At 43.7% G+C, this 13,365-nt stretch carries 6 protein-coding genes; 3 read left to right on the forward strand and 3 right to left on the reverse strand.

Translation table 11 applies throughout. The features are described from left to right. Positions 1 to 7,927: RTX toxin (locus A142_RS11080; protein ID WP_019820918.1), on the reverse strand; the 7,927-nt coding region annotated here is incomplete at its 3' end. A 254-nt stretch (positions 7,928 to 8,181) separates the two neighbouring features. Here A142_RS11080 and A142_RS11085 point away from each other — a divergent pair. Further along, positions 8,182 to 10,029, forward strand: coding sequence for a M3 family metallopeptidase (locus A142_RS11085; protein ID WP_019820919.1), 1,848 nt, complete (start codon positions 8,182 to 8,184; stop codon positions 10,027 to 10,029). A gap of 306 nt (positions 10,030 to 10,335) precedes the next feature. On the opposite strand, the gene A142_RS11090 is transcribed toward A142_RS11085, so the two are convergent. Both A142_RS11090 and A142_RS11095 read right to left on the reverse strand, forming a co-directional pair. Further along, complete coding sequence (locus tag A142_RS11090) at positions 10,336 to 10,950, reverse strand: DsbA family protein (RefSeq protein ID WP_019820920.1); 615 nt, start codon at positions 10,948 to 10,950, stop codon at positions 10,336 to 10,338. Then, positions 10,944 to 11,810: an MBL fold metallo-hydrolase gene (locus tag A142_RS11095; RefSeq protein ID WP_019820921.1), complete on the reverse strand. Its 867-nt coding sequence runs from the start codon at positions 11,808 to 11,810 to the stop codon at positions 10,944 to 10,946. The genes A142_RS11090 and A142_RS11095 overlap by 7 nt, the downstream gene beginning before the upstream one ends. Positions 11,811 to 11,923: 113 nt before the next feature. Between A142_RS11095 and A142_RS11100 the strand changes: the two genes are divergently transcribed. Both A142_RS11100 and A142_RS25715 read left to right on the forward strand, forming a co-directional pair. Further along, positions 11,924 to 12,811, forward strand: a complete 888-nt coding sequence (locus tag A142_RS11100; RefSeq protein ID WP_019820922.1) for a LysR family transcriptional regulator — start codon at positions 11,924 to 11,926, stop codon at positions 12,809 to 12,811. Positions 12,812 to 13,088: 277 nt separating this feature from the next. Next, entirely contained in the window at positions 13,089 to 13,268 is a 180-nt protein-coding gene (locus A142_RS25715; protein ID WP_431306023.1) for a hypothetical protein, read from the forward strand. Positions 13,269 to 13,365: the final 97 nt, after the last annotated feature.

Genomic DNA, 13,365 nt, shown 5'->3' on the forward strand with positions numbered 1-13,365 from the left:
CACTAAAGTCTCGCGGCGGTAGAATTACAAGGTTGGCAAGCTGGCTTGGATCGAGCTGCCACTCGTAAGTAGGGTTACCATCAAAGGTACCGCCATCGACGCCATTGTTAGGAACTAATTCGTAGCTGTCGCCCACCTTTATCGCAACAACCGCGCCTTCAGGTACTCCTTTCAATGCCAAGGACATATTTTCAGAGCTATCTTGGTCAATCAGCTCCGCGCTGAGTGATGACAATGAAATATAGTTATCTTCGTCGCCAACAATATCCTCTGTCACCAAGTTCGCCGCATCAGCGACTGGCTCAACGGTGATAGTCACCACAGTCGTTTTATCTTGCATATCCGTTTCTGTTACACAATCCGCTTTGTCGGTAATATTTGCTGTCACAGTGAGGGTAATTTCACCACTGTAATGCTCAGGTGGCGTTACCAACACATCACTCAAGCGGCTAGGATCCGTTACCGTCCAAGTACCATTGCCGTTATCAACCAACAAGCCAGTATCAGCAGGACTCTCCGATAGTGTTACACCATTTGATACTGTGATGGTCAGAGAGTTAACTGTCTCCTTGCCAGTAGCACTATTGCCTTCACCCGTGATTAACTGACCATCTTCAACGCTATCTCCAAGAACAAGCTCAAGATTAAGATCCGTGGCGATGTCTTCTTGAATCGTTGTCGAATCCGTGGCCACGGTGATGTCATCCACAACAGGCAAGACTTGAATACTAATAGTTTGAGCTGTCGTTACGGTTTCACCATTACACGGTGACGTTTCAATCGTCTCTATCGTGAAATCAATACATCCAGCGAAGTCTTCGTCCAATCCGGTTAACGTCAGTTTCGAGAGACCATCGGCAGTAATTGAGTAACCGACGACTTCGCCAGCCGCGTCATATTCCGCAATAACACCATCACCTGAAATCTCGACGCCTTCTGGTAGTGAATCTGCTGGAATATAGAAAGAAATTTCGTTGTCAGGGTCACTTGCAACATCGGTATTTAACAAGCCCGTTAAATCGATATCTTCACCTTCTGGAGTTTTGATTTCTTCGTCTGGCTGGATTGGACTTGGTGGTCCAACAGGATCACAAGAGCCCCCGCCACCACTATGACCCGTTATCTGAATTTGGAATGAAGTATCAATATACTTCGAATCTTCGCCATCAATCACACGAGCACGAACCACAATATCTAAAACGGGTGTATCGCTTGGGCTGGAGATCGTCATACCGCTCAAGATTTCTTGCGCCAACTCTTGGATAGAGTCACTCGTAAGACCGTTCGCAGAGATAATCCAGTTTCCTGAAATATCTTGAGCGGCTCCGTTCGGGTGATCGATAATCAGCGAATAACCATCAGGCACATCGATCAAGATATAATCTAAGTATTCTGAGCCATCCATATCAGCGTCAACAAAAGTAACGGCATCAGACACGTTGACTGGAGAGCCGTCATCACTGATGTATAGCTGACCAGAGCTTTCTAAACGAGTATCTGACTCAACCCTCGCATCGACGGTGACACTGATTGATCCCGAGATATCTTTTACATCAGTCGAGCCTGTCGACGAAGTGTCGGTAACTTCATAGGTAATTGGGATCGAAAATGTACCGCTCAAATCTTCAGTAGCGGTGACTGACAGTCTTCCGCTACTTAAAAGCTCGGACAGTGTTGGCGTCGTAGAGTCTAATAAACTTTCTAAATCTAACCCTGAAACCGGTACATCAATAACGCTACCATCAAAATAAAGAGCCAGATCAGCAGGAAGACTGTCAATCACATAACCCGTTAAAGACTCACTACCGTCAACATCTTGATTCACAGATGGCTCTAGGTTCAATCCAATTTGGCTGTCTTCAATACCTTGAGTGCTAACTGTTTGACCATCTTCTTGATCAACAACGGGCGCTAACTCTACTTTCAACGTCATCGGGAACTCGCCCGAATCGCCATCAGGCTCTGTCGAGATAGCAATAACAGTTAGCTCTAGCTCGCCACTAAAATCCGGAATTGGCTTGAGATACAAATCATTCAGTTGGGCGTTAGAAACCTGGAATACTGGCCCTGTTACATCATCAACATAAGCGATCGTCAGCGATACTGGCTCACCCAATGAATCCACCAGCAAGATGCCATCAGGAATATTGGTCAGGAGTATATTAATTTCTTCTGAAACGTCGTAATCAGAAGTTTGAACCACAAAATCAAGTCGAATCAAACCATCTTCATTGAGAACAGATTGGTTGCTGATGACTTTAGTATCACTGTCATATTCCCAGTGAGCATTACCGCCATCGACAACGATCGGCTCATCGACGACACCCTTCAGGAAAATGTTGATGGTTTTGGTATCGCTAAGTGCGGTCACATTAACAGGGTCTAACGAGTCAACTGTCGATTCATAAGAAACGGCAGTCACGTTAATAAATAGGTCTTCCGTAAAGGAACTGATGTCTTCTTTTGGTATTAGATAAGCGGTGCCATTCTCTATCGCTTCAGTAGAAACGAGATAAGTATTAGGGCCAATTAAGTCAAACAATCCACCTTGAATTACCCAACCGTCTTGTACTTCAATTTGGTAACTTAACGATTCAGAACCGTCAGTATCAGTCAACGCACCATTGATTACGTTCTTTAGGAAGATGCTTTCATCTTCCAGACCTTTGTAATCTTTGACAGATAAAATTGGAGTATCCGCATCCGGTGAAATCTCGACAACTACGGTATTAACAATATCGGCCGTTTTATCATCGGGGTCAGCGAACGTGTTTCCCGCTTCGGTTGCAATCGCGGTAATCTCAAACTCGAATCGACCTGCAAGGTTTTCATCGGCTCTGATTTCCATCTTATCGATTTGAGCTTGGGTGTACTCTTTGCCCTCTTTAACCGCATTTCCGTTCAAGGTGATATTCAGCCCATCTGGAATGCCACTAATAGTGTATGACAATGATTCTGACGAATCTTGGTCGACCAACTGAGCGGTGATATCCAACTTAATTGGGTCTGCGTCATCTTCCACTGATTGATAAGTAAATACAGAATCTGACCAATCCGGCGCATCTGCCACGGGTAAAACAGAAATAGCAACGTCAGCGGTCAACTCTTTGGGAATGGTGTCAGTACTAATGATGGCGTTGATCGCTAGAATAACCGTTGAGGTCGTATTCGATTCATGGAGTGCAGGTCGATAAGTTAACTGACCATTCGGGCCGGTAAACTGACTGTCAATCGCCTTTAACTGACTGCCTGAAAGCGTCACCTTGCCATCAACTACTTGAAGCAATACACCATCTAAATACAGGCTACCGCCTTGCAAAGAATCTTCTGAGAACTCGATAGCCGTAACCGTTTCGCTTTGGTCCACATCTCCGGTTGCCACACTCACGACGATAATCGCATCGTTGTCTTCTGTGGTTTCAGAATCTTCATAACGAATAAAACCTTCGTTATCATCTAACACAAGCTCAGCGTTACTTATTACTTCATCACCATCTGCATCTCGTACCAAATAGTCAATATCATCGATTATTTTAGGGTTAGTAGGATCTGTCGATACGTTTGGATTCGTGGTTAGTTGGTAACTACCATCAGGTGAAAGAGTAAACTGACCATAAGTAGATCCACTATCATAGTCGTTGATAAGATTGATCGTGATAGGAGTACCGACATCATCAAAGGTATACGTGACATTTCGATAGGTGAAGCTAATGATTTCCGCACCATCTGCCCCTGCAAACTCTTCCGTTAAGAACTGTCCGTTGAGGTCGTCGCCCTCAACCATTTCAATAGAACCGCTTCGAGAAGTAGGAACCGCATCCGTAACGTTGACTGAATAGATAGCAGGATCAGAGCTATCACCATCGACATCAGTGACAACCAATTCAAAATTCACAGCTAGGTTGTTTTCACCATCACCCGTTGCATGATCGAGCGGCGCATAAAGATTGAACTCTGTAGTGCCATCGTTGTTAAAACGAATTCGGAAGATATCGTTACCCGACGAATCTTGAGCGTAATACCAACCATCGGCATTCACTTCTTGCAAAGATATGGCTCGCCCACCACTGCTATAGCCAAGCGCATCAAAAGCAGCGGTATTAATTGACACTGATGCGATATCATCTGAGCCTTGGATAATTGATATCGATGGACTCGGTTCTTCAGTACCAGCTTGTTCATTGTCACCAATGAGGCCGTCTTCATCGACAGATATACTACCTACAATTGAGAATTCAGGGTCCTTACCGTCGTATATTTTGATGTCGGATCCTTGCGTATCTCGAGAACCATCTGAGTCAATAGTGACGATAGAAGCTGGAATGGTCAGTTCGGTATCTTTTAAACCTAAGCCATGATCAATGGACTGATAGAGCTCAATAACTACATTTACGTTTGTTGAGCCATTCGCTTCAAGGCTAAAATCATCCGGTAACTTGATTTTGAAGACAGCATCGCCATTACTAAGGACTGCATCAAAGGTTCCATTACCGTTATCACGCCAAGTCAGCACTTCACCATTGCTGGTTACCGCGACACCATCGCTATCAAGAACAGCTTGCTCCGTAGTCACATCCAAACCTAAGAAAACCAGCGGGTCATTACCCGCGGTAACAGCCAGAGTCACATTCGCTGTTGAACCTACTCCAGACGGAGTGCTATCAGCAACAGGAATTTCACTGAGCTCAACTGTCCCTGAACCAATCGTCGGCTCGCCGCCATCCGTCACTGACACATTCAAGCTTAATTTGGTTTCATCGTTGTCATCATCTCTTGCAGTAACGACGAAAGGGATTTGATCGGTTCCATTCGTTTGGTCGAGCCCCTTAAATAGTTCAAAGGTGTAAGTGACATCAGTATCGGCCTCACCTGACAGAGAGGTGAAGCTCAAGGTAAACGCTTTATTTTCAGCACTTTCAGAGCCAACATAACCAGTAAGTTCATTTCCGCCTGCAGAGACTACATAGATGATCTGTACGCCCCCACTAAACAACTGCGGCTGATCTCCAACATCAAAAAATACAGACTCAACAAAGTCACTTCCGACGTTGAGGTTGAAAGTGCCAGTATCTGAAACACTGCCGTAAATAAGATCTGACTCGTCCACAGCAGCATTGCTAGTTGAAGTTAATATTGGGTCGGCTCCATCCTGAATGAACCAATCGAATTGCCCTTGCTCTAAAGAAGTACCATCTAAATCCGTTCCATCAATAATAAGTGGCAGGGTGATGGAGTCATTGCTGAACAGGTGGTTTACAGGCTGCTCTAACACTAATGTGACATCTGCTAGAACATCGATACCACTAGCGACTGCACTCAACGTTAGCGTGAATATCGTTTCACCATTTGCTTGTGCGGTAATCGTTTTACCATCATTCGCTAACGTGTAGGTTAGAGGGAACCTCTCATCTCCGGTCGTCAAGCCCAAGGCGTCTAGCTGCACCAGAGTATTAGCATTAAATACAACAGAAGCAGGATCTGGATTATCTGAGCCAGCGGAAACGGTAAACTGACCGACTACCGTTTGAATTCCTTCAGACACATCACCTTCAGAGCTGGTTGTTGTCCCATCAACAACTAACCCTGCATCACCATCAAAAATATCGATCACCGCAGTGCCACTTCCGAAGTCATTACTGCTGTCGCCTGCAACATAGTTGAAAGTGATGTTTTGAGCTACGGTGTGATCCAAATTTCTGTTGGCGACGAACGTCCAATGACCATTGGAAAAAACGGTCAAAACACCTTCATCCAAAGTAAAAGAAACTGGCGCACTCCCGGATATTGTTTGTGTCGTCCCATCAACTTCAACACTTTTTATTGTCAGCTGTGTATCAAGATCGATATCATTATTCAGTACATTTCCTGACGTGACCTCACCTTCAATTACTTCATAAGACTCATCAAAAATGAGTGGTTCTGAGTCTTTGATCACTATAGGTAGATGACCGATGACGAGCTCAGTAGTGCCGTCCGCATCTGTTTGTAAACCTTCAATAACCAGCGCAGTCTGAATTGAATCTAATCCTGCTTCTTGGTCAATCGCCTTATAAAAATTGATATTTACGTTGCTGCCAGATATTGCAGCATCGAATACAATTTGGCCATCGCTTCGGGTTCCTATAAGGCTTTGCTTGTCAGCCGATACCGCGATAGTGATCGACAGGCTTTGAGAGGTTAATGACTCAGCTATAGTTTGATCTGCGCTAAACGAGAAGTCCGCAAAATCGATCCTAATATCAGAAGTTTGTGTTTCGTCTCCAAAAATACCGATGATATTTTCCGAAAACACAACTGATTCAGGAAGAATAATCGTCGGCATATCATCGATGGCTTCGTTGCCGACTGTATTGAAAACTTTTGCGTCGATCGTCCATTCCGCAGAAGAATTTAAGGTAGATATATCAATATTCTCCACCACCCAGTTACCTGCGGAATCAACAACTCCCTCGAACACCAGTGTCTGAGTCCCGTCGTTTACTTCAATGTAAACCGGTAAACCTTCTGCAACATTGGTTGTACCCTGCATGGTTGTAAGTTGGCCACTACGAAATGCCAAAATGCTAAAACCGTCTAGCGTATCAATGTCTATAACAGGCGAAACAGTATCAATAACAATTTGCCCTGCGCTATTTACTGCTGAAGCAGGATTACCGGCAACATCAACAGTGTCAGCCTCAATTTGAATGCCACCATCGGAAAAACTGGTTAGATCCACGCCTTCAACTGACCAAGCACCATCAATCACAGTTGCCGTCAACACAATGACATTCGTTGTGCTGTCAGAAATACGAATATTGACCGTTTGACCATCTTCTACATTCTGTACCGTACCAAAGAATTTAGCAGACTGAATTTCGAAGCTATTGAGGACGCCGTCGCCACCATCATCAACCGCAGCGGTGATGTTCGCTAGCGTATCTTTCACGATCGTGTCGGTCGCTGTTGTAGGGTTTCCTGCAATATCGATAGTATTGGCAACAACGGTCAGCTCACCTTCTGCAAAACTTGAGTAGTCTTGAAGAGTCAGAGTCCAAGTTCCGCCGGATACTTCCGTTGTGTATTCTTGTACCGCACCTTGGCTATCGGTAATTGAAATGTTGATGGTTTGCCCATCTTCAACATTGGCAATCGTACCAACGAGCACCCCATTTGATATTTCAAATTGATTGTAAAACTCATCACCAAAGCCATCGAAGTCAACCTCAATATTGGCTAGCGTGTCTTTGATTGTGGAATCCTTAGCAGTAATACTATTGCCAAAATCATCAGCAATGACCGCGTCGACTTGGAGATCTCCCTCCTCCAATGAAGAGAGGTCGACACCGTTGACGACATACGTTTCATCACTTGTGATGGCTGTGGTGGTTACTGTGTTGCCGTTAACATCAGTGATGGTCAGAACAACGGTACGCCCGTCTCGAACATCCACAGCCGTGCCCGTAATCGTGACACCTGGTACTTCAAACTGGTTTTCGTAACCGTCTCCACCATCCAAAATATCAACGGTTAAGAGTGCACTAGGTAACAGAATATCAAGGTTACCCTCATTCGAGGTTGTATCTTCGTCGGCATATTCTGTAGGACGCGTATCAAAACCCGCTTCTGCAAGCGTTTCATCTAAGGTGGAACGAACATAAGCAATAAAAGAAGTACTGGAACTAGGTTGGTCATTTACAGAGTTAGGCTGTTGAGGTGCGCTTTCAATGTTGTTGACGAGTTCGATGACCACCTTTTCCAACTGTTGTTCAACTGCGGCTATTTGTGATTCAGTTAAGGGCTGAGCCTCTTGTAAGTTCTGAGGTTCAATGCTGACGACTTGCACGCCTTCAACTTTTGGCTGCGCAGCAGGTAATTGAAGCCAAGTACCATCAGGGAATACTTGCCAAACAACACCACCAACTTCGATATATAAAATAGGATCCATCCTAAACCTCTTCCTTACAAAAACGCTGACCTTGAGAACATCAATTTACTCAATAAAAAGCCGGAGAAATCAGCACACTCTCTTTAGTTAATACTAGCAAACAACAAATCATTAACAGTTAATTAATTATCACTAATACGCTGTAAAGTAAACCGACAGGTTGTGACTTGCATTCAGTTATATCTATCGTCACAAAATACATTCAATGAATGTGTCATAATGTTGAAATTACTGGTTAAATTTCAAGGAATGTCATGACTGCAACGAACTATCTCAACCAATTGAATCAAAAGTATCTTGCGACTCATAAAGCGAAAGAAGACTTCTTTTGGGATACATATATGGGGATCAGTGACGACCACGATGGCTCGACACTCGCGCAGACTCAGTGGACTGAATTTCTAAGCTCTGCCGAACAGATTGCTGCTATCGAAACTCAACTAGCTGCTATCGATAAAATTCAAGATCCCCTAGAAAAAGAGAGTACACAGACAGGCTTGAATGGTTGGTTAGCGACCTTTAGATCTCACTCTATTGAGTCTGAACAGTCACAGAAGCTTAAAGCCGAACTCATAAAGTTTGAGGCTGAACTGTTTGAGAAAAAACAAAACCATGTGATGACTTACGTAAATGAAACAGGCGACGAAACAGAAGGGTCGCTGTCCGTTTTAGGTTCAGCCGTTAGAAGTAATGGTAATGAACAAGTTAGGCTTTCTGCACATCAAGCACTATTAGATTTAGAACAGTGGCTGCTGGCTAACGGCTTCATTGAACTGATCAAAAAACGTAACCAATTTGCTCAATCACTGGGTTTTAAAACCTTCTTTGATTACTCGGTGGTTAAAACCGAACAGATGACGACAGAGCAGCTGTTTACGATTCTTGACGACTTCGAAGCACGTACACGCGATAGCCATCAGCAAAGTCTAACCAATTTGGCTGAGCAGAAAGGCGAGAATGCACTTCAAGCCCATAACTTTACCTACTCTTTTGCAGGTGACGTTATGAATGATCTTGATCCTTATGTTCCATTCTCAAAGTCACTTCGACGCTGGATCGAATCTTTTGGTCGCCTAAACATCGAATACTCTCAAGCGACATTAAAATTGGATCTGCTTGATCGCAAAGGTAAGTACCCTAATGGCTTCTGCCATGGCCCTATCCCTTCTTTCTACGATCAAGACACGTGGGTAGCGGCTCAAGTTAACTTCACGAGCAACGCAAAGCCCGATCAAGTTGGCAGCGGCTATGATGGCATCAATACACTATTTCACGAGGGTGGTCATGCAGCACATTTTGCTAACGTAAAAATGAACGCACCGTGTTTCTCTCAAGAGTTTGCACCAACCTCAATGGCTTATGCCGAAACTCAATCCATGTTCTGTGACAGCTTGTTGAATGACGCCGATTGGCTCAAACAATACGCGCTAAATGCAGATGGCCAAGCAGTACCTGACGAGTTAATCAAAGCAATCATCGATAACAAACAACCCTTCAGAGCTTATCAAGAACGCAGCATTTTAGTGGTTCCATATTTCGAGCGAGCACTTTACGAATTGGCGGATGAAGATCTGACACCGGAAAAGATCACTGCTCTTGCTCGTAGCAGTGAGGAAACGATTCTTGGATTAGCTTGTAGCCCTCGCCCATTAATGGCAATCCCGCATCTATTGTCGGATGAAGCCTCTTGCGCGTATCAAGGTTACCTGCTGGCTCATATGGCGGTGTATCAAACTCGTGCATATTTCACTGATAAGTTTGGCTACCTAACGGATAACCCAGAGATCGGCCCTTTGTTAGCTAAGCACTATTGGCACCAAGGCAATAGCGTGAATCATAATGGGACAATCCAAAGCCTCACTGGCGAAGGTTTTAATGCAAAATACCTCGCTGACGAGTGCAACTTATCGCCAGAAGAAGCTTGGGCGATTGAGGAGAGAAAAATCAAACAGCTGTCGACAAGAGAACGTGCACCAGTCGCGGATTTGAATGCGAAGGTATCGATCGTTGATGGAGCAACTGAATTAGCGAATAATGCAAAGTCGAATGACCAAATGTGTGATGATTTTGAGCACTTTATTATTGAGCAATACGGTCGATAGATTGAGTTTTAATGCTAATGAAAAAGGCAAAAATGAGTAGTGACATAACTCATTTTTGCCCATTTAAGTGTTTGAGTAATACACCACCGATAGACTTCATCACTAGTTTTGTTTCAAGTTTATTATTTCAGGCTACCCTTGGTGGTGAACGGAAACTCCCAGAAGCTATCATATGTGGCATTTACAAAAAATACTTAAGGTGCATAATCATTTGGTTGAAAGAAGTTCGCGCCGCAATTTCATTTGCGTCACGAACATTATGAGTGGGGCTTTATACACTATCTGTTAACGCAAGGTCGCGTTTAGTTAAATTTCTAATAGTGTTTTCCATTGCTCTGTTCGGCCATAAAACTCGGTATGAGGCAACCTCTTAAATTCCCCATTGTCTTCAATCATAAGTGTTGGGTAACCCTGAACGCCCAATCGGGTCATCATTTGATGGCTAATATCGATTGCGGCGTCTTCTAAGGGTTCCCCTGTTTGCATTTTCTCTCGCCATAACTGTTGGTCAAGCCCTAATTGAACAGCCAACTCTTCCAAACTGCTAAGAGTATTGACAGCTTTACCTTCAATGTAATGTGCTTTTTGTATTGCTTTTAACATGTCAAATGGATCAAGCCCTAAAGATTCTCCAACAAGAATTGCCCGAGTAGGAAGATAAGAGTCCAGAACAAGTTGCTCATTATCTGCTACACGTTCGATATAATCCTGTCCGAACTGAGCATTGGTCTGTTCACTAATTCGTCGGTCACTATTTAAAATATGCTGACGAAACGATGGTGCTATCAATTTTGCTGGAAGCATCCCTCCGGAGTGCATTACTAGATGATACTTACTGCTGCTTGCAATTGATTCTACCAATGGAGTCGCGCCATAGCACCACCCACACATCGGATCATAGAAGTAGTGAATAGTTACCATGTCATCTCTCCCATATGAACTTTCGCACCAATGCTTAAAGCAATAGGTAACTTCGAGTCTTTGTATTTCTCAGACATTTTTTCAATGAGTTGTTCGCTATTTTTACTGTTCTTTTTTGACTCACTGAAATCTTCAAGATACTGCAAAGAGTAGTTAATGGATTCAACGTTTAACGCAGTTCCCGATTTCATATGTCCCGGAATAACCGTTTCCGGTTGTAAAGCTTGCATCTCCTTAAGTTGCTCACTCCATGCATTTTGACTCTGCTCGGTTTGCGTATCTGCAGTCCAAAGATGCAAATTTCCAAATATTGCTATGTTACCTAATATTGTTTTACTTGAAGGAATCCATAAGTATGGGCGGTGCGGTAAAATGCCATCCGTACCTTTTATCTCAATCTTGTGTCCTTCCAAAATAAGACTTGTCGCCTCTATTGCTTTAGGAATATAAGGCGTAACAGGTGCATTGCTGCCCATTCTAGGACTCCACACCTTGAGTTTGGAAGGCAGTTTCTTTTCTATGACTTCCTTTACCGCAGGCGTTGTCACAATATCTGCATCGGGAAACAAGGTGTGTAATACTTCAGCGCCAAAATAGAAGTCAGGGTCGGCCTGACTAATGAAAATAGTTTTTAATTCTTTACCCGTATCCTGTATTTTTGCTGCAATTCGTAGAGCATCTGCTTTAGTAAAGCCAGTATCTATCAGCATTACCTCACTCTCTCCAACAATCAATGTTGAGTTTGCGTGGAAGCTGTTTTCGTCTGCGTTATAAACATCAAAAGTCAGTGTCGTTTGCTCTGTGGCAAAGGCGCTACCTGCGACTAAGATGGATGCGGCTAATAGGCTGATTCTTTTCATGACTTGCTCCGTAAATTATATGGCTTGTTTTGATGTGATAAATCATAAATGATTGACATGATCTGAAAAACATACAAAATCAAACATCATTATTTCTTAATTCGAGCAAATAAATGGATAAATTAACCGCTGCAAAAGTATTTGTTGATATTGCTCAATCAGGCAGTTTTACCGCTACGGCTGACAGACTTGAGATGTCTCGCCCTATGGTGACACGTTATGTTGAAGCTATGGAGAAGTGGTTAAACGCCCGTTTACTACACCGAACAACCCGAAAGGTAACGCTCACAACGACCGGAGAGCGGTGTTTAAAGGAAGTTGAGGTTTGGCTTGAGCAAGCGAACGGGTTAGTCGCTTTAAGTGATAATAGTGAAGAGCTGACTGGGATAGTACGAGTTGCGACAAGTATGTCATTCGGGTTTTCGCAGCTTGTCCCTGCGCTTTTGAATTTCATGACTATACATCCCAAAGTCCATGTCGATATCGACCTACAGGATTCAGTCGCTGACCTGACAGAAAAACAAATTGATCTTGCGCTTAGAATTGCTTCTAATCCGGAACCATCTTTGATTGGTAAACCGATAGCCATTTGCGAATCGGTACTAGTTGCTTCACCTGCATATTTAGCAAGCAGGAAAGACCTCTCGGAGCCAGAGCAGCTGAGTATGCATAGCTGTCTGGGGTATAAAAACTTTCAGCGACACGTATGGCACCTCACGAATGATACTCAACAAAAATCAATAGATGTTGAATGTAAACTAACCGCTAACGAGGCTACGACATTACTCCATGCAGCACTTATTGGTGGAGGTGTCGCCATTCAACCAACCTACTTAGCTAATCAATACATCGAGAGCGGCACATTACAGCCAGTCCTATCAGACTGGAAACCCGCCGATCTGACAATATATGCGCTCTATTCTTCAAGAAAACATCAATCTCCAACCGTAAGAGCATTAATTGATTATTTGCATGAGTATTTCAAAGACAATCCTTGGTAGAACTTGGGGGGTAGAGAGTGGTGGGACAAGAGATTCCTGTCCGCATTCGAAACTTACAATAGCCTATAGGTGGGTTGCGCCTCCCCTCAATATCTAGCAGAACATGTCGATCCTTTATCCCCGAAGACTTACTCGATCACAATGGCTTAATCCACAAGCGAATAGGCCATGATTGGTTGTTTGTTCCTAAAGTCGGCTCTAAATACGCTCAGCCCGTTAATGTGTGACGGTCACAAGTAACTACTCTGTAAATGATAGTTCCATACTTCTCAATGCCGTGATTAATGGCAAAGGTATATCATGTTTAGCATTGCCCTTTATTGTCAACGAAATACAAACTGGGACTTTGACTGTCTTATTGGAAGACTTTAAAATCAAACAATTGGCATATGGGCTCTGTACCCCTCAAGGCAATATCGACCCAAACTACCTCGACACTTTTTGGACTTCTGCATAATTGCTGCCCGTAGAGTTACGATACTAGAAGTCATGTGAAAGTTCAGCGTGTCTGATGGTTCGTAACTCAGAATTGTCCGTGCGACCTGAGGTCGTAT

Source organism: Vibrio splendidus 12E03, assembly GCF_000272105.2.
Classification (GTDB): domain Bacteria; phylum Pseudomonadota; class Gammaproteobacteria; order Enterobacterales; family Vibrionaceae; genus Vibrio; species Vibrio splendidus_I.